Below are 21,594 nucleotides of genomic sequence, written 5' to 3'. Positions count from 1 at the left end.
GTTACCTTCGCGGGCCGGCCGGCGGCACCCTGCTGGCCCGGAATGCGGGGACGAACGCGCCCACAACGGCGCCACCAACACCCATGAGCAAAGCGAATATCGCGCTGTCGAACTTGTACAGCCCAAGGGCGATCATGCAGAAGCCCAATCCGAGTAACGCCCCGGCCAGCCCGCACCAGGCGGCCTCGGTGAGTACACCGGCGAACACCTGACCACGGCTGGCGCCAAAACACCGCAGCAGCGCCAAATCCCGGCGCCGCCGCCGGACCAGAGCGGAAAACGACTGGTAGACGGCGATTTCGCTGACCAGGAGAACGGTCAGCACCCACCAGCCGGTGGATCCCGCGATCGTAAGCACGACACAGAACGCGATCGGGACGAGGGTGCCGGCCAAGGCGGGGAGACTCATCCGCGGCCCGGCGTGGATCGGGTGCACTGGGACGCTCATCGCCTCTCCAGTACCGCCCGGACAGAATCCGCTGTCGGCCTGGTGATCTCGCCTGTGATCCGGCCGTCGGCCAGGACGAGGACACGGTCGGCATGCGCGGCGACGAACGGATCCGAGGTCGCCAGCAGAACGGCCTGCCCGATCTTGCGCACCCACATGCGCAGAAATCCCAGCAGTGCGGCGGATTCCCGCCGATCAAGCTCCGCGGCCGGCTCATCGGCGAGCACGACATCGGGCTTGTTGAGAAAAGCACGCGCACACGCGACACGCTGCCGCTGCCCGGCAGTCAGCCGGTCGGGTTTCTCCTTGAGCAACGCGGCCAGGCCGAGCAGATCGACAACGGTGTCGAACCAGCACTGATCAGGCTGACTGCCGCCCAGGTCCTGGGCGATCCGGATGTTCTGTCCCACTGACAACGATGGCAACAGACTGCACGTGGCGAAGACGAACCCGATCCGATCCCGCCGCACCCTGGTGAGCGCGGCGTCGCCGAACCCGGTGATCCGATCGGCTCCGATGTGGACATTCCCCCGGTCGGGCCGCCGCAGCCCGCCCACGCAGTCCAGCAAGGTCGTCTTGCCCGCCCCGGCCACGCCCACGACCACCGTCAGCTGGCCGGCAGGCACCTCGAGATCGACCCCGCGCAGCACTCGCCCCCACACCAGGCCCCGTGCGCTCGCCGCCGCCCCGGCCACCACCGACATGACGCCAACGGTACGAGCCGGAACCTCGCCTCCACATCGGCTTGCAGGCCCCTGTGAGGTCAGACCTGAGTCTGATAAACCTCTCAGCCAAGCAACCCCAAGGACTAGACCAGGGTTAACGGTGGGCCGCTCTCGGGCAAGCGGCCCACCGTTGTCTCGCTAATCCAGCAGACCTCGGTCGTAGGCGATGGCCACCGCTTCGGCTCGGCGGCTCGCACCCAGTTTGGCCATGATGCGGGAGAGGTGGACGCTGACGGTCTTCTCGCTGATGTAGAGCTCTTCGCCCACCTGGCGGTTTGTCTGACCAGCCGCGACCAGTCTCAGGACCGATTGCTCACGAGGAGTGAAGAGGTCGACCGTGTCGCGGGCCGGGGTGCTGCTCTCGGTGAGGGGGATTCTGGCTCGGCGGGCGAGTTGGGTGACGGCGTCGAAAAGAGGTTTGGCGCCCAGGTCCGCCGCTGTTTTGCCGGCCTGGCGGAGTTGAGCGGCGGCTTCCTCGCGTCGGTCCGCGCTCAGCAGGGCCTCGGCGTAACGCCAGCGAGCGAAGGACTGCTCGTATGGCACTCCGTAGTCGAGTGCTGCCACGGCCGTGGCCCAGGCTTCGGGGGAGCTTTGGCCGTGCAGCCGGGTCAGTTCCGCTTCCGCGCGGGCCAGCCAGGCCCGGCCGTCGGGACCGAGGACACCGCTGCGAGGTGTGCCGAATTCCGCGGTTTTCCGAGCGTGCTCGACAAAGCGTTCGCCGTCGGCTATTGCCGCGTCGCGGTCCGGGCCTTTGGCTTGTTGGGCGATGTCGACGCAGGCCGCGGTGGCGAGCGCGCCCAGTTTGATGCCCGCGAGCAGCCAGTGACCGCCCGTGCGTTCGCTCCATTCGACGGCCTCGTCCACGCGCTGGACGGCCAGTTCGGGCCTGCCACGCCAGACCGCCAGTTCCGCGCCGACCGAGCCCGCGATCAGGGCGATCGGCAGCTCACGCCACTCCGGCCGAAGGCTTGCGAGCAGGCGTTCGGCGTCGGCGAACCGGCCCCTGCCCACCATCACGTGCAGGCCTGTCGCCGCCAGCCGCGCCGACACTGTGGTGGAGACCCGGCCACGGGGTTGTTCGGCCAGCTCCTCGGCGATGTCCCAGTCACCCCGGGCGAAGTGCGTCAGCACGGCCAGGCATCGCAGTTCCAGTCCGAAGTCGCTCCACGACAGGCCGGTGCTCTTGGCCAGGCGGATGCCGTCCCCCAGCGCGGTGGCCGCCTCGTCCAGCAGTCCTAACTCGAAGCGGTTAAGACCCTGGTAGTAGCGGGCGCGCAGCTCGACGCCGATGGCCTTGGCCTCGATCGCCCGGTCGGTGGCCGTCTGCAACAGGATGAGGCTCTGCTCGACGCCGCCGCCGGCTTCGATGACCGTTGCCAACGTGGTCAGAGCGTCCGCCTCAGCGCCGACAGCGCCCACCGACTGCGCGTCCTGCACAGCTCGTTCCGCACGTTCACGCGACAGCTCGAGCTCACCGTGCGAACGCAGAATCCGGGCCTGGACGGCCAGAACCCAGGCCCGGGTGTCACTCGGCGGCAGGTCGGCGACCTTCGCCCAAGCCGTCTCGATGACCGCGCGGGCCTCCTCCTCACCGCCGTCGATGGCCATCAGGCTCTGCGCCAGCCGGCGCCGGACCTCGGCGGAGACCTGCGGATCGGGCTGCTCGTCGGCCAGCTTGCAGGCGGATCGCGCGTACGCGATCGCGCGTTCCGGGTTGCCGGACGTGCCTGCCGCCCAGGACGCCTTACGCAGCAACTTGAGCTCATCGGTCTGAGTCGGCTTCTCGTCGACCGAGTCCCACAGCCGCAGTGCCTGTTCCAGGTAGCGCAGAGCCTCGCCGGGCGCGCCCAGGTCAGTCGATTGCGTCGCTGCCTCGACCGAGGCGACCAGCGCGGTCTTCAGCGAGTTGCTCTCCAGGCTGTGATACGCCAGCGCGGCCGCGTTACCGCGTTCCCCCTGACGACCAGTCAGATAGCGGGCGTAACTCGCATGTAGACGGACACGTTCCCCGGGCAGCAGATCGCCGTAGACCGCCTCACGGGTCAACGCGTGCCGGAACGAGTAGTGAACCTGCTCACCACTGGCGACGAACACGAAGTGCTGGACGGCCTCCCGCAAGGCCTCCTCCAGCTGGATGTCGTCGAACTCGCCGACCTCGCGCAGTGTGCTGTGCTTGACCGAACGCCCGGCCACCGACGCGAGCCGGATCACCTGTTGGGTCGGCTCGCTGAGCCGTTCCACCCTGGCCAGCAGCACATCCGCCAGTGACGCCGGCAGGCCGCAGTCGTCCGAATCGGACAGTGCGGCCAGCAGTTCCTCCGCGAAGAACGCGTTTCCCTCCGACTGGTCGGCGACACGCCGGATCGTGTCCTCCTCCACCAGCCCTTCGGCGAGCGCATGGACGAAGGTCCGTGCGTCGGTCTTGTCGAACGGCGCCAGCTCCAGCCGTTCCACCGCGTTCAACCGCACGAGCTCGGCCAGCAACGGCCGCAACGGATGGCGGCGGTGCAGGTCGTCGGTCCGATACGTGCACAAAACGAGCACCCGCTGCGACCGCAGTCTGGAAAGCAGGAAAGACAACAGGCCACGGGTCGAACTGTCGGCCCAGTGCAGGTCCTCGATCACCAGGACAACGGGCTTTTCCTCAGCAAGCTCCCCCAGCACGGCGTGTACCGCGTCGAACAGCTGCAGTTGCCCCACATCCTGCTCCGGGCGCGGCGGCAGCCCCGGCAGTTTGCCGAAGTTCGGCACAAACCGCTGCGGCTCCTGCACCTGCGCCGCGGGCGGCGCCAAATCCGGCAACAACATCCCCAGGGCCGGTTTCCCCAGCAACTCCGCACGCCCGTGCGCGCGCACCTGCGCAAGCGCTTCCGCGAACGGCAGGTAAGGCAACCCGGTTTCGCCTATGTCCACACAACGCCCGAACAGCACAACCGCGTCCTGCTCCGCCGCGAACCCGCCCAGCTCGTGCACCATGCGCGTCTTGCCAACACCGGCGTCCCCAGCGATCAGCACCGCACCGGCCGACTTGCGCGCCGCGCGGTCAAAGGCCGCACGCAACCGGTCCATCTCCCGGCTGCGCGCGACCAACGGTATTCCTGATCCCAGTCTCGGCATGTCAGGCATCGTGACACACCTCAGGCAGCGTGACGCTCACCATTTCCGTCATCGGACCGATGCGCCTTGAGCCGGTGCCACCAGCGAGGCTGCCCGTTGTGCGACTGCTCCGTGCGCAGTTCCCGTGCGTGCCTCTTGGCGACCAGGTCGCCCCGGCGGTAGGCGATCTCCGCGTCGATGGCCTCGGGGGTCCATTCCATCTCACTCACCTCTTCTTCGTTGGTGATGATGAGATTCGTCGTAAGGCCGGGCACGCGGCATCAGGTGAACGACCAAGGTTGAGCCGCGCAGGCCTCAGGCAGCCGGGTAAGGGATGCTCCGGTGCGGGTAAGGCCTCGTAAGGGGTTACGGTTTCCGCTGGTCGCCGGGTAAGTGGTCGGTCTTTGTCGCTCACGTGTTCCCGGTGCGGATCACTCGCTTTGGCCGCCGGCGGCCGGAACGGCCCGATCCGAGAGGAACAACCGGCCGCGGCCATTCTTGGCAGAACGCACAGGTTTTCGTCCTTTATGGACTTCAAGATACGCTTCCGGGCGTATCGCAATTACGGCACGGCCGGGACGCCGGCACGGATACACGATTGCCGGTACCTATCCGGGCGAACGCGTAGTTGATGTGGGCGACCTTTGCCCACGCAATGTCATAAGCCGGATAACACAAGCATGTGGCCAAGTCTCGCCGAAAATGTCCTGGACATAAAGCGGCCCAGACCTACCCGGCAATAGGTCTGGACCAATGTTCGGCTATGTGGTGCGCCGGTGACTCAGTCGCACTTTGTCGCAGTGAGGAAGATCGCCCATCTGGTGGCGCCGAAGCGCAGCGTGCCGGCGTCCGGATTCTTGGAATCACGTACTCGTGCCTGTGTTTCCGCCAAGGCGATTTCGACACAGTCGTTGCCGGCACCGCTATGGCTGCTCTTGCGCCACGCCGCGCCGGCCGGATCGGAAACGGACAAAGCCTTACTCCTCTCGTTGACGAGACAACCTTTCGGCCGTCCCAGAGACCAGCTGCAGACTGTCGTCCGGACTCAACGCGGACGCTCGCAAATGGTCGAACATCAACGTATACCTCTGGACGTCGGACTGCTCCTCCAAGTAGACGCCGCCCGTAGTGGTGTCCACATAGACGACATCAGGATCCGCCTGTTCCGGGAATCCCAAGATCAGAAACGGACCCTCCATACTGGAGTGCGCTCCCGCATCGAACGGGACCACCTGCAGAGTGACGTTAGGCAATGCGGAGATTTCACACAACCGGCTCAACTGCGCATTCATCACATCCGGTCCACCCACCATTCGGCGCAACACCGCCTCGTCGATGATCGCCCAATATGCCGGTGGTTGCGAGTCGGTCAGCAACCGCTGGCGCGCCATGCGGGCACCGACCCTGCGCTCCACATCGGCCTCTGTCCAGTCCGGCCGTATCGAGCGCATCACCGCCCGGATGTAGTCCTCGGTCTGCAGCAGGCCGGGCACGAGCAGGGCCTGGAAAGCCCGCAGTGAGGACGCATCGGACTCAAGTCCGACGAAGGCGCCGGTGAAGACCTCGTTGTAGGCGTGCCACCAGCCTTTCTTACGTGCCTCCCTGGCCAGTTGGACAAGCGCTTCCAACTGATCGGGGGCGACGTTGTAGAGCTCAAGAAGATCGCGCGCGTCGCGTGGCGTCACGCCGACGTGACCTGTCTCGATGCGACTGATCTTGGAGGCCGAACACTCCAGTTTCTCGCCGACTTCCTCGATCGTCAGCCGTGCGGCCTCACGGAGTCTGCGTAGTTCGCTGGCGAGTCTGCGCCGTCGGACAGTGGGGCTCTGTCCTCGTGCCATCTGCCACTCCAGGTGTCACCCGTTCGTGTACTGCAACTTGCAGAATGCGGGTTGCACACGCAAGCTTCTTCTCACCGCTTGGAGTAGCAGTCGAAGGTCCGGACGGACGCAGAGGGACGTGGTGACGGGTGGTCGTCGTGAACAATTCAATCTTCGGCCACTTGGAGTCCTCACTTAACGGCTACCTGGCTGATCTCACCCGGCGAGGGGAATCCGCCGACCCGGCGGCCGCAACCCGTATCGCGAACGGCGAACTGCCGCGGGTGGTCGCGGCATTGCAGGCCGTACTGGACGAACACCGGCCGGACGAGCAAGGTCGTTGTCCCTCGTGCCGCAAGCGTTTGTTCGGCCGCGCGCCCGCACCCTGCCGCGCATACCTGGCGGCGCACCTCTGCCTGCTGGTCACCGAAGACGACCAGCCCTACAGCGACACCCGCCAGCTCGGCGCCCGCTGAGCTGCCCCCGGACGGACCGGCCTCAACCCCCCGGTCCGACTGGACGCGCACGGTCCCTCCCCCGGCCAACCCTTCCCCCGGCCGACTTCACCGTGCCGTCCGGTAACCCCTCCCCAGCGGGGCCGGTTCTCGCGCCCCCGACAGAGTTCCGGTCCCGCTGGCTGTCCCGGTCAGTCCACTGTGGTCATTTCAGACCGTCACCGCGCCGCGTGTGATCAACTCGACCGGATGAATTTTTTGCGCTGCAAGCGATCTACCGCCATCATGGAGATCAGGCGGGACGGTACACAGAGGACACAGTGACCGGACCCGTCCAAGTGCCGACACTCGCGGTGCCGACACGGAGGTTTCGAGCAGATGGCCGGTGACACCAAGCAACGGGCTCCCAGGGGCCCCTTTCGCCCACGTGGCGGTTTCGGGCGCGCACGCCGCGCGCTACTGGACCAGCCCCGGTTAGGGCGTCAGGACATGTCCCGTGGGTCACGGGACACGCCCTAGAGCCTGCCCACAAGTCGTACGTCCGGCATGTTTGCCGGACGTTCGTCGACCAGGCGATGCCTGCCACCCCCTTACACGCACCCCGGGCGGTTTCATCCTGCCCGGGTTTCCCAGCCTCCGCAGAGGAAGAAGCATGTCCCGCGTCACCACTGTGCTCAGATACGACCTGCCCGCGTCGTTTGTCGTGTTCCTGATCAGCGTTCCGCTGTCGCTCGGGATCGCGGCCGCGTCCGGCGCCCCCCTGATCGCCGGCCTGGTCGCCGCCGTGGTCGGCGGTATCGTCGCCGGTTCGCTTGGCGGATCGGCGTTTCAGGTGAGCGGCCCGGCCGCCGGGATGACGGTCATCGTCGCCGGTCTGGTCGAGCAGTACGGCTGGCCCGCCACCGCAGGTATCACGCTGGCCGCGGGCGTGGTGCAGATTCTTTTGGCCGTAACAAAAGTCGGCCGCCTGACGCTGTCGCTCTCGCCTGCCGTCGTGCACGGCATGCTGGCGGGTATAGGAATCACCATTGTGGTGGGCCAGTTGCAGGTACTGCTGGGCGGTCACGCCGACAGCGACGTCCTGACCAGTCTGGCCGCCCTTTTCGGCCAGACACCGGTCTGGGGTGCGGTCGGGATCGGCCTGGTGACCGTCGCGATGATGGTTCTGTGGCCGAAAGTGCCGCGTGGCAACGTGATTCCCGCTCCGCTGGTCGCTGTGGTCGCGGCAACCGGAGTGGAGTTGCTGTTCCGGTGGAACGTCGCAACCGTGCAACTGCCCGACGACCCTCTGGCCGGCCTGGCGACACCGGCGATGCCCAACGGCGGCGCGGTGGAGATCGGGGTCGCTGTGGTGACTGTGGCGCTTGTGGCCAGTGTGGGGTCTTTGCTGTCCGCAGTGGCAGTGGACAAAATGCACAACGGCCCGCGCGCGGATCTCGATCGCGAACTCTTCGGCCAGGGCGCGGCGAACGCTGTGTCCGGCGCGCTCGGCGGGTTGCCGGTCGCCGGCGTGATCGTGCGTAGTTCGACGAATGTCGCGGCGGGCGCGCGGACTCGTACTTCCTCGATCTTGCACGGCGTCTGGGTTCTGCTGTTCGTGCTGTTCCTGGCGAACATGTTGGAACAAATCCCCATGGCGGCGCTCGCGGGCGTGCTGATCGTGGTCGGTCTGCGGCTCGTGGACGCCGGACATCTGCGGGATCTCCGCATGCATGGGGAACTCGCGGTGTACGCGGTGACGGTGCTCGGCGTGATCACGTTGGGGCTCTTGGAAGGCGTCGCGATCGGTGTCGCGGTGGCCATCGTGCGAGCGCTGTACCGGCTTGCGCACACGTCGGTCCGGGTCCGACAGGAGAACGACAGCTGGTCCGTGGACGTCGGCGGCTCGCTTGTCTTTCTTGGTGTGGGCCGGCTTGTACGTGAACTACGCCGGATTCCCTCAGGGGAACGTGTGATTCTCCAACTGCGGGTGGATTTCATGGACCACGCCGCGTTCGAGGCCATCGACGACTGGCGGTCCGGTTACGAGGCACGCGGCGGTCAGGTTCAGGTCCGTGAGAAATCCGGCACCTGGTACCGGCGTGCCCGCGACGGCGAACCCGGCCGCCGCAAGACAATCCCGCCGGCGCGCTGGGTCGGCCGGTGGACCGACTGGGAGAAGTGGACTCTGCGGATGCCCGAACCGCGCGAGCCGGTGCTGGACGGCGCGCTCGAGTTCGAACGGATGGCGGCGCCGCTGGTCCGGCCGTTCCTGGCCGAACTCGCCGAACACGGCCAGAGGCCCGAACAGCTGTTCATCACATGTGCTGACTCCCGGGTCCTGCCGAACCTGATCACGTCGACCGGCCCCGGTGACCAGTTCTGCGTCCGCAACATCGGCAACCTCGTGCCTGTGCTCTCGTCCAGCGAGTGCGATGAGGACAGTTCGGTCGGCGCGGCGATCGAGTTCGCCGTGGATGTCCTGGCCGTGCCGACCATTGTGGTCTGTGGCCACTCGCATTGCGGCGCGATGAACGCGTTGCTGAAGGGCAGCAGCCAGCCGGGCACGAGCCTGCACTCATGGTTGCGTAACGCTGCTTCGAGTCTGGCACGCGTCGACGGCACGGACGATCTGGAGTTGCTGGCGGCGGCCAATGTCGCTCAGCAGCTGGACAATCTGCGCACCCACCCCAGCGTCCGCGAGGCCGAGGAACTCGGCCGGCTCAAGCTGGTCGGCATGTACTTCGACCTGGCCGAAGCCCGGGTGTACCTGGTCGACCCGGACTCGTACCGCCTGGTGCAGCTGGAATCGCTGCTGTAGGCGGAAAGAGCCGGCCCGGTGCGTCCGGGCCGGCTCTTTCCGAGTGTCAGGCGTCGATCTCGGAACGGTCCGCGCCCCACAGTGTGTGGAACGTGCCCTGCTTGTCGACACGCGTGTAGGTGTGCGCGCCGAAGAAGTCGCGCAGGCCCTGGACGAGTGCCGCGGGCAGACGCTCGGACCGCAGTGCGTCGTAGTACGCGAGCGCACTGGCGAAACCGGGTACCGGCACGCCGGCCTGCACGGCCGTCACGACAACGCGACGCCACGCCTCGACGGCCTGCTCGACGGCGCTACGGAAGTACTCGTCGACAAGCAGCGATGGCAGGTCGGGGCTCTTCTCGTACGCCTCGCGGATGCGGTTGAGGAACACCGCGCGGATGATGCAGCCACCGCGCCAGATCGTGGCCATGGCGCCGAGGTCGATGTCCCAGCTGTAGGTCTCGCTCGCGGCCCGGATCTGGTCGAAGCCCTGGGCATATGCGACGACCTTGGACGCGTAGAGCGCCGCGCGGACATCGTCGACGAGGGTGTCCGGCACGTCGACCGGGTTGACGCCACCGTCCTGCAGCGCCGAGCGCTGGTCGGTCCGGGCCGACAGCGACCGGGCGAACACGGCCTCGGCGATGCCGGTGACCGGAATGCCCAGCTCAAGGGCCTCCTGAACGGTCCAGCGACCGGTGCCCTTCTGCTCGGCCTGATCAGTCACGACGTCCACGAACGGCTTGCCGGTCTCGGCGTCGACGTGCCCGAGCACCTCGGCGGTGATCTCCACCAGGTAGGACTCCAGGTCACCGGAGTTCCAGGTCCGGAAGACGTCCGCGATCTGCGCGGGCGCCAGGCCACCGGCCCGGCGCAGCAGGTCGTAGGACTCCGCGATCAGCTGCATGTCGGCGTACTCGATGCCGTTGTGCACCATCTTGACGAAGTGACCGGCGCCGTCCGGGCCGACGTGCACGCAGCACGCCTGGCCGTCGACGTTCGCGGCGATCGACTCCAGCACCGGGCCGAGGTGCTTGTAGGACTCGGGCGAGCCACCAGGCATGATGCTCGGGCCGTTGAGGGCACCTTCCTCACCACCGGAGATGCCCGCCCCGACGAAGTGCAGGCCGCGCTCCTTGAGGGCGGCCTCGCGGCGTCGGGTGTCGGCGAAGTGCGCGTTGCCGCCGTCGATGATCATGTCGCCGGGTTCCATCAGGTCCGCGAGCTCGTCGATCACCGCGTCGGTGGGACCGCCCGCCTTGACCATGATGATCACCTGGCGGGGTTTCTGCAGGGACGCGACCAGCTCGGCCGCGGTCTCGGCCGGGACGAACTCGCCCTCGTGGCCGTGCTGCTCGATCAGCGACTTGGTCCGGGCAAACGAGCGGTTGTGCACCGCCACCTTGAAGCCGTGCCGGGCGAGATTCCGCGCCAGGTTGCTGCCCATTGTCGCCAGGCCGGTCACCGCGATGCGGGCCGTGCCTTCCGTGCTGTTCGCCATGTGTACCAGCCTGCCGTATCAGCCCTCATAAGGCTCGCTTGTCCCGCTCAAGCCGCCGACCGTGGCGACGTTGCCGCAGGTCACCCGGGTGGACACGGGATATGTACGGCACGAGCCTATGCGGTCGCGCATGTTGCGGTCTCCTTGCGTCCAGACGGCGAAGCTTGTGGCCGGCCGCCTGTGGCCACAACTCGCCAAGGAGACGACATGAAAGACCTCACATTCGATGTTGACGACCTCGAACTGGACGGCCTCGCGGTCACCTCGATGCGCGACGCGGTCGCCTTACCCGAGTCCGGCGCCTCCACCGTCGGCTCGTCGTGCTCGTGCGGCAGTTCGTCCTGCTGTTGCTGCCACCCGCCGGTGATCGAATTCCCGGCTTGATCGGTTCGGTTGTCCGGTTTCCGGGTTTTTCGGTCAGGAGGTCACGATGACCGGTCCGCAGGTGGCGCCGTTCGCTCTGGTCCGGCTGGCTGCGCTTGTCCACCCTGCGCCGGTCGTCGGTGACTTCCGGACCGCGTTGAACGCCCTGGTCGCGCTCGAGTCCAGGATCGCCGCTCTGGCTCCGGCCGTGGCCGACGCCTTGTACTCCAGCGCGACAGGGCATTCAGTGGAGTTTCACCGCCGAGTCGTCCTGCCGTTACGCCGCTCCATTCACAATGGACGTTCCTTCCGGCGCACTGATCTGGCTGACTTGCCGGATCGTGTGCCGTTGTTGCGTGAATGGGTCGACGCGCAGGATGCGCTTTACAGGCAGTCGTCTGAAGTGCACGAACACTGGGCTTCGGCGTTGACGGCAGAACGCGCCACATTGGCTGAAATGTGTGCTGCTGAACCGCTGCGACGGGCCGCAGTGCTGACCGGACCGGATTTGCTGCACGGTTTGGAGCGGATCGCTTCCGGCAGCAATGCCCGTAAAGCCCGTAAGGCGGAAGCGACCGTATTGCGGTATGCGCTGCGGGCGAGTTCCAAAACGAGTCCGTTGTCCTGGTACACCTATGTTGCATGGGGACATTGGTCAGACGGCACCGATCACGATCAGAAGCCGGTGGCACGGGCACAGATCAATCGCGTGTTGCTCGCGCAGCTGACTGCGTCATTGCTCGGCGCCCGACGGGATTGCATCCCGCACCGGCTCGCTCCTGGACTGCGGGAACGTGACGGCCGGGTTTCATTTCACCGGGACATTCCGGTCGCCGGTTCGGCACGTGCTTATGTGACCAAAGAAGAAGTGGTCGACGTTTCCGTGACCGGGCCGCTGCGTTTTGTGCTCGACGCGGCCCGGCCGAAGGCCGCGATTCCGGCTGAGCTGATCAGCAGGCTGGCCGCGCGGCTGCCGGACGACCAGGCCCCGGCCGCGTCGAGATTCGTCAACCGGCTGCTGGACATCGGCCTGCTGATTCCGGTCGCGCCGGTCGACCCGCAGGACCCGGATGCCGCCCGAGCCCTGGCCGAATGGTTGCGGGACGCGGGCGATTCTGGGGCCGCGCATCTGCTGACAACGTTGGCGCAGGACACGGAATCGTTCGGGACCTTGGATGCGCGAGAGCGTCCGGCGCGGCTTGCGGAGCTGTCGAAAGGCTGGACGGATCTCGGGCAGCCTGGTGTCGCGCCGGTCGTGGAAGATGTTGTGCTGCCGGAGGTCGTCCGGCTCGATCGGTCTGGGATGGACACACTGGCCCGGCTCACCCCGCTGATGATGGCTTTCGACCGGCAGTTGCTGATCCGGCGGATCGCGCGGGAGAAGTTCGTCGAGCAGTTCGGCGTCGGCGCGAGTGCGCATCCAGCCGATTGCGCGGAGTTGTTCTCGGCAGCCCTGATCGATGCACTGACCGGTCCGGTCAGTGCATCGCTGCGGGAGATTCATACCCAGCTGGGTGATCGCGAGGAGATCACCGACGAGATGATCCGGATGGCCGGTGATCTCCTGGCGCCGCGCGGCAGGCCAGTGTCCTATTCCTGGTTCGTGCAGCGAACGGCCGACGGACTCGTGGTCAACCACTGCTATGCCGGTTTCACGAGGTTCGCCAGCCGTTTCCTCAACCAGCTTCCACCGGTCGCGCGTCAGGATGTCGCCGCGTACCTCGCCGGAATCTTCGAGGACGGGTTCGCCCAGTTCCGGCCGGTGGGTGGATTCACGCCGAATCTGCAGCCGAAACTGGGCCAGGAAGTCGGCGAGGACCCGGAATGGTCCGATCTGACACCGGATGAGCTTGTGGTGCGGCATGATCCGGTCTCGGACGAGTTACGGCTGATCCACCGGGGCCGGGCGATCGACGTGCTGTATCTGGGTTTCCTGATGCCGCTGATGTTGCCCGATCGGGTTACCGCTCTGTACACGGACCTTTCGTGCGGCTGGGCTGATCTCGATGGCTTGAGATCCACTGTGGAGCATGGTGATGTACTCGAACGGGGTCGGCTGCGGTATCGGAATGTCTTGCTGGCGCGCCGTTCTTGGGAGTTCGACTCTGTGCCAGAGGTCGGACAGGAGGCAGATGTCGCGTACACGGTGGCAAAACTGCGTGGCCGGTACGGGATTCCAGAGCATGTGTTCGTCAGCGCCGGTGGTGCGATCGCTTCCATGGCCGACTTCGAGGAGCGGTTGAACGCACCAAAACCGCAGTACGTCGATCTGGGTAATGCGTTACACCTGCGGTGCCTGCCAAAGACGCTCAGCCGGTATTCCGGGCCGGTGAAGCTGACTGAGGCGTTGCCGGTGCCGTCCGGCCGGGTGGTCGAGATGATTGCGGAAACCTGGTGGAGGACAACGTGATCGATGTCATCTGCTATTACCACGATCCGGTGAAGGCGCCGCTGTTACGTGAGGCCGTACTGCCGGCATTCGACGCGGCTACACGCCTCGGCGCGACCGGGCACGTCGAAAGGCATTGGCTGCACGGGCCGCACGTCCGGCTCCGTCTCGACGGTCCTGTTGAGGCAGCTCATGCCGCCGCGAGAATGCTAGAGAAATACTTGGCCGATAATCCTTCCTCAGTAAGGTTTACCGAGGACGAATTACTGAGTCAGGCCAGGGCCAACGGCCTGGCCGAACTGATCCAGCCGCCATATTCGCCGATATATCCCGGAAACACCGTTCGCATCGAGCCCACTGACACCACCCGGCTGCACAGCCTGCTCGGCTCGGACGCCTTGATCGACCTGCGCACCGTTGGACTCCGGCTCGGCGTCGACGCTGCCCGGTCGTCACTCGTCGACATCAGCCGCGTTCAGGTGGCGATCACAGCAATGGCCGTACACGCCAGCCGTTACCCACCTGGCCTGGCGAACGGATACCACTCATTCCTCTCGCATCTCGAGGACTTCCTGTTGCACAGTGATCCGGACGGCCGGGTCAGGGCGAAGTTCGACCAGATCTGGGAACGGAATTCCGCTCAGGTCGTCGAATCCGTCGAGCGGGTCGCCACGGGACACCCGACCAGTCAGCTCGAAGCCGCTTGGCAGGCATGGACGATTGGAATGCGGTTGGCCGCCGAGCAGACGTATGACTCCGGCGACCTGACGTCCACATTGAACCCTCGCTACGGCGAACGTGCCTACGAAACAGGCGATCCAGCGACCATCCAGCGTTACAACTTCGCCGAACGAACGAAGTTCAGTGAGTACCACACCCGGCTCTGGGAAGTCGATCTCGAGCATCCGCTGGTCAAACGGCCGCTGACGGTCTACCGATTCGGTACCAACGTGCTCTACCAGCTGCTCGCGATCTGCGACGTGACCCCGATGCAGCGGTATCTCGCCGCCGATCTGATGGCTCGCGCGACCCAGGAGATCACGGGCATCGGCTGGGCAGAACACCTGGCACAGATGGAAAGACGGTGAAACGATGGTGGTCCGGTTACGCCCCGTGGTGCACGCCTCGCCCACACCTGACGGGATCCACGTCCGCGGGTGGGCGTCGAGCTTCACCTTGCAGGGCGGCAAAGGGTTGTGGACCATCTGGCAACGCATCGCCGCGTCCCTGGCCACGGGAATTCCGAATTCTGAATTCAGAGTTCCGAATACCGCATCACCGGCGGTCGCCAAGGCCATCCAGATGATCATCGACCAGCTGCAGGCGCACGACATGGTCGTGACGGTCGACAGCGAGTGGATCCCGGACGCACCGCCGGATGAGGTCGCCGACTGGCTGATCTCCGTTGCCCCGCAACCACAGGAATCCTGGCTACGACTGCGAGCCGCGACATTCACAGTCGTCGGTTCCGGTCTGCTCGCGGCGGCGGCCCGCCGAGCCCTCGAGTCGACCGGGCTCGAAGCCCGCTCTGAACCAGGCGACGGCCTCATTGTGGTCACCGATGAGCACGCCGTCGCGGCCGGTTGCTCCGATCAGGTCGGATACGTCGTCCACCCTGGGTCCTATGAGGACGCCGTCTCCGACGGCAAGGACGTTGCCCGCCGTCTCGGTGTCGATGAGTCGCAACCACCTGAGATCCTCGCCGCGTTGGTCGGCTCGGTCGCCGCGCACCGGCTGATCTGCGCGGCAGGCGGCCTGCCGGACCCGTCCACCGAGTTCATCGTGCACCCCGGTGACGATCTTCCGCCGCAGGTGCCGCACCTCGGCGTGCTGGTGGCCAGGCTCGATCCGCTCACTGCCATGTACCACCCGTGGTTGTCGGCCACCCGGCCGCGTCAGCCAGATCTGGACGCGCTCGTCGACCCCGAACTCGGTCCCATCGCGATACCGGAAACTGGCTCGCTACCACAGCTTCCAGCAAAGATCGCGGTCTGCGAGGGTCATCTCGGCATCGGCACAACCTCCGATGCGGCACGGCTCGACGCGACCGTTCGCGCCCTCAATACCGGGATCGACGACACTCACACGCACGGCATCATTCTGCGTGCCACCGTTCGCGGTCAGCTTCCGGACTTCCCGGCGACCGAAGTGTCCGAAGAGGATTGGGCCGGTGACCCGACTGCGCGACGTTGGTGGAAGGCCTTGACGCTACGATTCGGCGTAACGGCATCGCTTTGCGTGACTCGTCTTGCCGACCATGCTGTGCACGCCGAGATTCGTTCTTTCGACCAAGTGCTGGCTTGGGCAATTGAGGCTGAGGCTGCGGACGCAGTCGCGTTCGCAGCCCTGGCCGCAACCGGAGTCCAGCAGGCCCGAGAGGCAGGGCTGTCCTTTTCGGATGAACCGTGTCACCTCAACGGCGCGGCACCTCTGGCCAAGCCGCCCGAGACCTCCTGGGCGACAAAGGACTGGTTCTGGCCCGCCGATGTCCGCAGCCGCGAGGACCAGCTACAACTCGCGTTGAGCACGCTCCTGGACGCGCGATGATCAGATTCGACGGCGGACTGGCGCTGCTGGGCCCCACTCCCGGCGATGTCTGCGTGGACTGCGCCGAATCCGCAAGGCGAGCGACACTCGGCCCGTTGGTCCCGCAGAGCGACCTGACCATCAGTGGATTTCCGACACCGGCCCTCAAGCCATTTCTGGAGCTGCTGGCGACCGAGGTTCAGGCGCACGCGGACCAGTACCGAAGGTCGGTGGTCGCGGTCCGTACCGATCTCGGTGTCGTGTCACACCATCCGGTACGACCTCGGCCAGGAGGTTGCCCTGTCTGCGGCCCAATCCCGGACGATCACCCACAGGAGCCAGTCCTGACGGCTCCGGTGGAACCAGGTCAATTGCGAGGCGCCAATTCTCGTAGCGGCAATCTGCGAGCCGAATTGTTCGACCTCAAGCACGGTCCGGTTTCCGGCGTATTCCGGACCGGACATCTGCCGCTGGCCGTCGCGAGTGCCGAACTCGTCGGCGCATCGGTGGAAGCCGGATACGGCCGAACGGTGAATTTTGAAGAGGCCGAGCAAGTAGCTCTCTATGAAGCAGTCGAGCGATACAACGGGATGCGGCCCCGCCGGACACGCACCGTGCTTGAGGCGTCGTTCACCGAACTGGGTCCGGATCGCGCGCTGGATCCCACGCGGCTTGGGGAGTACGACGCGGAGAATCACTTGACTCCGTACTCCCCCGACCTTCGGATCCGGTGGGTACACGGCTGGTCGTACACTCATGGCAAATCGGTCGCAGTTCCGGAAGAGGTCGCCTACTGGGCTGTTGGAAGCCGATTCATCGCCGAGACTTCCAACGGATGCGGTCTCGGCAACAGTCTCACTGAAGCCGTTCTGCACGGCCTTTTCGAAGTCGCCGAACGTGATGCCTTCCTGATGGCCTGGTACGGCAGGACTCCGCTGCCCCGGCTTCCTGCGCATGGGACCGTACTGCATTTGGTGGACCGGCTTGAGTCGATCGGTTACGAGCTGACTTTCTTCAATGCCACCAACGACATCGGCATTCCGACGGTGATCGGTGTCGCCCGATACCAGGGGTCTGTCCCTGATACACCCCAGATCTTCTACGCCGCAGGCGCCCACCCCGACCCCCGCCGGGCGATGTTCTCCGCAGCAGTGGAAGTCGCCGTAGACGTAGAGTCCATAGTAGATCGCGAAGCCGCCGAGCCGCAAACCTACCATCGCGACCGATTACGACGACTACTGGCGGAGCCGAACCTGATCCGAACAATGGCCGAGCATGTGGCAGTGAATGCTCTTCCCGAGGCTGCCGACCGGCACGATTTCCTTCTCGGCCAACCGGAAGTGGAACCACCTTCGGCAGATCTCCCCGTCTTCGACAACCTGAAGACGTTACTCGATCACTACGTCGACCGGTTGCGAACCCTGGACCTGGAGGTCATCGCGGTGGACCAATCCGACCCGGTCATCGCCGAACGCCTGGGATTGTTCTCCGCCAAGGTGATCGTGCCCGGCACTCTGCCCATGACATTCGGCCACATCTATCGCCGGACACGCGGCCTGTCAAGGTTGCGCGCGAACGGCCCCCGGCTACCCCATCCGTTCCCATGAAACGGGCACTCGCGGCGGCTTACGCACACGGCCCCGGCAAGGAAATCAAGGTCGGGCCCGCGCCTCAGTGTTTCTCCGCTCCCGGCACTCGGTTTGCTTTGCCCGCTTCAGATGTGGCGCGTCTGCTCGTCGCGGTTCTGACCCCGTCGCGTTGGGAGCCTTGGAATCAGTACAACGATCACCGCGCTTACCCGTCCCCGCGCGCGGCTTACCTGGTAGACGTCGAGATCATCGCCGACGGGGAACGCTGGCTGTTCGACCCCCTACGCCGCGCGGCCATAGCCCAACCGAGTGATCCCCGAGCGAACGGCCCACTCGCACCGACTCACCCCTTGAAACCCCCCGATGATCATGCACCCCCAGTAGACTGGACCAGGGACGCCCCCCGGGTTGGGCGGGGGACTGTCTATATGGGTATGGGCAGCAGGAGTTCTGCAGAGGCGACGTCCGGGCGTGTTTATCCTGGGGTAGCGCGGGAATGTGAGGCGAGGCTCAAGCACACGCCACCCAAGGAGTGTGTCCCTCCGGGAGCGGCGCAGGAACATGTTTGCTCAGAATCGGAACAGGAGCATGTCCCTCCCACGGTGGAGCGTATCTCTCGTGGAGTGGGGCGGGAGCGTACCTCTGCGGGCGTAGAGCGTGACTGTTCTGGGTTGGGGCGGGAGCAACCGGGGTGGGATCGGGGGGTGCGGCTGGAGTTTGTCCGGCGGCCGGATCGGTTGTCGGCTGGGTATGGGCAGTTCGCGGATGCGTTGACTGAGCTGGAAGTGGGGCATGTGGCCGGCGCTCTGGTGGAGAATGCGCCTCGATTCGGGTTGCGGGCGTTTGCTGATGGTGACGGTGTGACCTTGGAGCCTGGTGATTTCCGGGCAGCGCCTGGGAAGCTGCCGAAACGCAGTTCGGGGCTGGGGCCGCGGGGGCTGGCGGCGGATCCGAGGCCGTTGCCGATCGAGACGCTGACCGCTTTCGTCAAGGCCATGGAGCAGATTCCCGAGGGGACGTTGAAACATCCTGCTTTGCAGCATCGTCTTGCTGTCCACAATGTTGTCGGTGCTCGTGATGGTTGGTACACGGTGGATGTTCGGCGCGCGGGTCCGGCGATGGAGGCCGTCCAGGACTGTCATGGACATTCCCGGGCGGTGATGGACGTGTCCGGGATGAATCTGGCGTTGATTATGGCCGCGGATGTGTCCGCTGCTGTCGAAGCGGGGGGCGAAGGCGAGTATTCCGCGTTGCTGCGGGCGGCGGGTGCATTGGGACAACACCTGTGCACGGCTGCGGCCAAAGCGGGGATGTTCTGCCGTCCATTGCGGAGTTTTGACGACACCGCACTTGAAGCCGCGGCCGGTTTTCCACTATCACACAGTTTGCTTTACGTGCTGCTGGCCGGCCGGCCGAAGGTCACTGGATTCTCCTACGATCTGTCCCCTTTGGAGGCGCCGTGACCTGGAACAGTGTGCACTGCCGACTTTCGTGGCAGTCGGGACACGTGGACGACTTCGTCACCGGCAAGCTCGCCGCGTTGTTCGAGGGCGACTGGTTCTATGTCCGCTATTGGGAGACCGGGCCGCATCTGCGCATCCGTTACCGCGGCAAGCAAGACTTGAGGCAGAGCATCCTTGACCTGGTCACCGCGACGGACCATCCTTTGCTCGACATCGACCCGGTCGCGTACTACGCCGAGATCGGCGCGCCCGGTGGCGAATGGTTGCCGCACGGGGATGTCCGCGAAGTTCCGTACGAACCGGAGATCGAGCGTTACGGTGGCCCGGAAGGGCTGCCGATTGCTGAGGACTTGTTCTGCCGCAGCACAGAAGTCGCCGTCGCGGTACTGCGGTCCACGCGTTCGAAGAGCGCCAGGCTCAGCGCCGCGATTGGACTCGCCATCACTACGACCAGGGCGCTCGGAATGGACCGGCCCGCGGCAGCGGCCTGGCTGCGCACGATGGGCGCGAGTTGGCGATACGCCCAGGAACCAGCCACGTCGCCCTCACTCGAGTCACATATCGCCGCGCATCAGATTCTTTCTCAGCGTGGCAAGGAGATCAGCGCAAGGTGGGACCGTCCGGACAACCCGGCAGCCGCACATTGGTCCGAGCAGATCCGCGCCGCCAGGGCGAAGGCTGACCTGCCGCCACGGTTCTGGGCGTCGCAGCTGCATATGTTGTTCAACCGGATGGGGGTCAGTCCGGAAGAGGAACGCATGGTCTGCTGGCTTGTCGCGGCTGCCGCGCTCGCGCCCGACGGGCTGAGCACGTTCCACGGCGATGATTCCGACCAGCGCTATCTTGAGGCAAGCAAGTTCTTGCCCGGGTTCATCAACCAGTTCCCGCGCACAGCAAGCAAACCGCCCGCGCCGGCCAAGAACTGGACAATGGCGTTGCCGCCACCGGAAAACCTCACGGTCCCGCTCGTCACCGCTTTGAACGACAGGCACACCAGCCGCGACGAAGCCCTCAGTGGCACCCTCACCACTGTTGAACTGTCCACTTTGCTCTGGACAGCTCAGGGCGGACGGCCATATCCGAGCGCTGGAGCGCAATATTGCGCACGAATCAGGGCAATCGCGTTGTCTGTCGAGGGATTGACCCCCGGTTGCTATGACTTCGACGAGATCTGCCGGACCCTGGAATGGACCGGGCCGTGTCCGTCCGTACCGGACCTGGAGAGCACGTCGATGTGGTTCGGGCCGGGAACTACCGAACTGTCGGGCACGCCTGCCGTGCTTGCCCTCTATGTCAGGATCGGCGAACTACGGCAGACGTACGGCTTGCGGGCGCTCCGGTTCGCGTTCACCGAGGCAGGTCACCTGGCCCAGAACCTGGGACTGACGGCCGCCGCGATGGGGCTCTCGATGGGGACGATCGGCGGCATCTACGACGACCTCGCGCACGACCTGCTCGCGTTGGACGGGGTGAATGCCACTCTCGTGTACTTGCTCCCGGTCGCGAGATCGGAGTCAGCGGGCTCAGTCAGCGACGCGCAGTAGTCCTTCTTGGACGACTGTCGCGATCAATGTGCCGTCCTGGGCGAAGAACCGGCCCGTGGCCAGGCCGCGGGCGCCGGACGCGCTCGGTGACTCGCAGTCGTAAAGGAACCACTCGTCAGCGCGGAACGGCCGGTGGAACCACATCGCGTGGTCCAGGCTCGCGCCGTTGACCTTGTCGAGCCACCAGTACTTGCCGTGCCGCGCGAGCGGGGCGTCGAGCAGCGTCATGTCCGAGGCGTACGCGAGCACGCAGACGTGCAGCAACGGGTCGTCAGCGAGCTTGCCGTCGGCACGCATCCAGACCTGGTTACGGCCTTCGCGCGGTCCCTTGTCGCGGGACAGCCACGGCGGTTCGCTGACGTAACGGATGTCGATGGGACGCGGCAACGACCTAACCGGGTCCAGCTTGCCGTGCGCCTGCCCGACCTGGTCGGAGTACGTCGGCAGGCTCTCGGGCGCGGGCACGTCGGGCATCGAGTCGGCATGCTCCAGGCCAGGTTCGATCACCTGGAACGACGCGGACAGCGAAAAGATCGCCTTGCCGCGCTGGATCGCCACCACGCGGCGGGTGGTGAAGGAGCGGCCGTCCCTGATCCGGTCGACTTCGTACACGATCGGGATGCTCGGGTCGCCACCGCGGATGAAGTACGCGTGCAGCGAGTGCACGTGCCGATCCGACGGGACCGTCCGGCCCGCCGCGATCAACGCCTGGGCGGCGACCTGCCCGCCGAACACCCGGATCGGGCGGTCGGCGGGGCTCACTCCGCGAAAGATGTTCTCCTCGATGACCTCGAGGTCCAGTAGTGCGACCAGGCGGTCCAGCACCGGCTGACCGGACGCGCCCGCCTGGCCCGGATCCGCCGCAGCGGCCCGCGCGACCTCGGTCATCAAAGCTC

17 protein-coding genes are annotated in these 21,594 nt (G+C 65.8%); 9 read left to right on the top strand and 8 right to left on the bottom strand.

The genetic code is table 11. The features are described 5' to 3' along the window. Position 1 precedes the first annotated feature (1 nt). The 6 genes from JOF56_RS22440 to JOF56_RS22415 all read right to left on the bottom strand — a co-directional run bounded on the left by JOF56_RS22440 (position 2) and on the right by JOF56_RS22415 (position 6,110). Positions 2-448, bottom strand: a complete 447-nt coding sequence (locus JOF56_RS22440; protein WP_209641266.1) for an FtsX-like permease family protein — start codon at positions 446-448, stop codon at positions 2-4. Beyond that, positions 445-1,152: an ABC transporter ATP-binding protein gene (locus JOF56_RS22435; protein ID WP_209641244.1), complete on the bottom strand. Its 708-nt coding sequence runs from the start codon at positions 1,150-1,152 to the stop codon at positions 445-447. The genes JOF56_RS22440 and JOF56_RS22435 overlap by 4 nt, the downstream gene beginning before the upstream one ends. 159 nt (positions 1,153-1,311) lie before the next feature. After that, positions 1,312-4,299 (bottom strand): helix-turn-helix transcriptional regulator, encoded by a 2,988-nt coding sequence (locus JOF56_RS22430; RefSeq protein WP_209641242.1) that lies wholly within the window; start codon positions 4,297-4,299, stop codon positions 1,312-1,314. An 11-nt stretch (positions 4,300-4,310) separates the two neighbouring features. Beyond that, complete coding sequence (locus JOF56_RS22425; RefSeq protein ID WP_209641240.1) at positions 4,311-4,490, bottom strand: hypothetical protein; 180 nt, start codon at positions 4,488-4,490, stop codon at positions 4,311-4,313. 560 nt (positions 4,491-5,050) lie between these two features. Next, entirely contained in the window at positions 5,051-5,242 is a 192-nt protein-coding gene (locus tag JOF56_RS22420; RefSeq protein ID WP_209641238.1) for a DUF397 domain-containing protein, read from the bottom strand. Positions 5,243-5,246: 4 nt separating this feature from the next. Beyond that, positions 5,247-6,110: a helix-turn-helix domain-containing protein gene (locus JOF56_RS22415; protein ID WP_209641236.1), complete on the bottom strand. Its 864-nt coding sequence runs from the start codon at positions 6,108-6,110 to the stop codon at positions 5,247-5,249. A 137-nt stretch (positions 6,111-6,247) separates the two neighbouring features. Here JOF56_RS22415 and JOF56_RS22410 point away from each other — a divergent pair, with 137 nt between their 5' ends. Further along, positions 6,248-6,565 (top strand): hypothetical protein, encoded by a 318-nt coding sequence (locus JOF56_RS22410; protein WP_209641234.1) that lies wholly within the window; start codon positions 6,248-6,250, stop codon positions 6,563-6,565. Between the two features lie 631 nt (positions 6,566-7,196). Then, positions 7,197-9,344 (top strand): SulP family inorganic anion transporter, encoded by a 2,148-nt coding sequence (locus JOF56_RS22405; RefSeq protein ID WP_209641232.1) that lies wholly within the window; start codon positions 7,197-7,199, stop codon positions 9,342-9,344. A gap of 46 nt (positions 9,345-9,390) precedes the next feature. On the opposite strand, the gene gnd is transcribed toward JOF56_RS22405, so the two are convergent. Next, the gene (gene gnd, locus JOF56_RS22400; protein WP_209641230.1) at positions 9,391-10,824 is read right to left on the bottom strand and encodes an NADP-dependent phosphogluconate dehydrogenase; all 1,434 of its coding nucleotides are present in this window, start codon (positions 10,822-10,824) and stop codon (positions 9,391-9,393) included. A gap of 207 nt (positions 10,825-11,031) precedes the next feature. On the opposite strand from gnd, the gene JOF56_RS22395 reads away from it, so the two are divergent. The 7 genes from JOF56_RS22395 to JOF56_RS22365 all read left to right on the top strand — a co-directional run bounded on the left by JOF56_RS22395 (position 11,032) and on the right by JOF56_RS22365 (position 20,698). Further along, the gene (locus tag JOF56_RS22395; protein WP_209641228.1) at positions 11,032-11,208 is read left to right on the top strand and encodes a thiazolylpeptide-type bacteriocin; all 177 of its coding nucleotides are present in this window, start codon (positions 11,032-11,034) and stop codon (positions 11,206-11,208) included. A 46-nt stretch (positions 11,209-11,254) separates the two neighbouring features. Then, positions 11,255-13,597: a lantibiotic dehydratase gene (locus JOF56_RS22390; RefSeq protein WP_209641225.1), complete on the top strand. Its 2,343-nt coding sequence runs from the start codon at positions 11,255-11,257 to the stop codon at positions 13,595-13,597. Beyond that, positions 13,594-14,664, top strand: a complete 1,071-nt coding sequence (locus JOF56_RS22385; protein ID WP_209641223.1) for a lantibiotic dehydratase C-terminal domain-containing protein — start codon at positions 13,594-13,596, stop codon at positions 14,662-14,664. Before JOF56_RS22390 ends, JOF56_RS22385 begins: the two co-directional genes overlap by 4 nt. Before the next feature lie 4 nt (positions 14,665-14,668). After that, positions 14,669-16,123, top strand: a complete 1,455-nt coding sequence (locus JOF56_RS22380; protein ID WP_209641221.1) for a hypothetical protein — start codon at positions 14,669-14,671, stop codon at positions 16,121-16,123. Next, positions 16,120-17,709 (top strand): YcaO-like family protein, encoded by a 1,590-nt coding sequence (locus tag JOF56_RS22375; protein WP_209641219.1) that lies wholly within the window; start codon positions 16,120-16,122, stop codon positions 17,707-17,709. The genes JOF56_RS22380 and JOF56_RS22375 overlap by 4 nt, the downstream gene beginning before the upstream one ends. 686 nt (positions 17,710-18,395) lie before the next feature. Next, entirely contained in the window at positions 18,396-19,154 is a 759-nt protein-coding gene (locus JOF56_RS22370) for a nitroreductase family protein (RefSeq protein WP_209641217.1), read from the top strand. Beyond that, on the top strand, positions 19,151-20,698 hold the full coding sequence (locus JOF56_RS22365; protein ID WP_209641215.1) for a thiopeptide-type bacteriocin biosynthesis protein: 1,548 nt from the start codon (positions 19,151-19,153) through the stop codon (positions 20,696-20,698). Before JOF56_RS22370 ends, JOF56_RS22365 begins: the two co-directional genes overlap by 4 nt. Here the strand turns inward: JOF56_RS22365 and tesB are convergent. Then, positions 20,678-21,586 (bottom strand): acyl-CoA thioesterase II, encoded by a 909-nt coding sequence (gene tesB / locus JOF56_RS22360; RefSeq protein ID WP_209641213.1) that lies wholly within the window; start codon positions 21,584-21,586, stop codon positions 20,678-20,680. The genes JOF56_RS22365 and tesB overlap by 21 nt on opposite strands. Positions 21,587-21,594 lie beyond the last annotated feature (8 nt).

It is taken from the genome of Kibdelosporangium banguiense (assembly GCF_017876405.1).
In the GTDB taxonomy this organism is placed as follows: domain Bacteria; phylum Actinomycetota; class Actinomycetes; order Mycobacteriales; family Pseudonocardiaceae; genus Kibdelosporangium; species Kibdelosporangium banguiense.
The sequence above is the reverse complement of the archived record's forward strand: the minus strand, read 5'-3'. Positions and strand labels throughout refer to the sequence as shown.

Coding starts and splice junctions, on each gene's coding strand:
- JOF56_RS22415 (WP_209641236.1), bottom strand. CDS start 6,110: ATGGCACGAGGACAGAGCCCCACTGTCCGACGGCGCAGACTCGCCAGC.
- JOF56_RS22390 (WP_209641225.1), top strand. CDS start 11,255: ATGACCGGTCCGCAGGTGGCGCCGTTCGCTCTGGTCCGGCTGGCTGCG.
- JOF56_RS22375 (WP_209641219.1), top strand. CDS start 16,120: ATGATCAGATTCGACGGCGGACTGGCGCTGCTGGGCCCCACTCCCGGC.
- gnd (WP_209641230.1), bottom strand. CDS start 10,824: ATGGCGAACAGCACGGAAGGCACGGCCCGCATCGCGGTGACCGGCCTG.
- JOF56_RS22380 (WP_209641221.1), top strand. CDS start 14,669: ATGGTGGTCCGGTTACGCCCCGTGGTGCACGCCTCGCCCACACCTGAC.
- JOF56_RS22425 (WP_209641240.1), bottom strand. CDS start 4,490: ATGGAATGGACCCCCGAGGCCATCGACGCGGAGATCGCCTACCGCCGG.
- tesB (WP_209641213.1), bottom strand. CDS start 21,586: ATGACCGAGGTCGCGCGGGCCGCTGCGGCGGATCCGGGCCAGGCGGGC.
- JOF56_RS22440 (WP_209641266.1), bottom strand. CDS start 448: ATGAGCGTCCCAGTGCACCCGATCCACGCCGGGCCGCGGATGAGTCTC.
- JOF56_RS22435 (WP_209641244.1), bottom strand. CDS start 1,152: ATGTCGGTGGTGGCCGGGGCGGCGGCGAGCGCACGGGGCCTGGTGTGG.
- JOF56_RS22430 (WP_209641242.1), bottom strand. CDS start 4,299: ATGCCTGACATGCCGAGACTGGGATCAGGAATACCGTTGGTCGCGCGC.
- JOF56_RS22405 (WP_209641232.1), top strand. CDS start 7,197: ATGTCCCGCGTCACCACTGTGCTCAGATACGACCTGCCCGCGTCGTTT.
- JOF56_RS22395 (WP_209641228.1), top strand. CDS start 11,032: ATGAAAGACCTCACATTCGATGTTGACGACCTCGAACTGGACGGCCTC.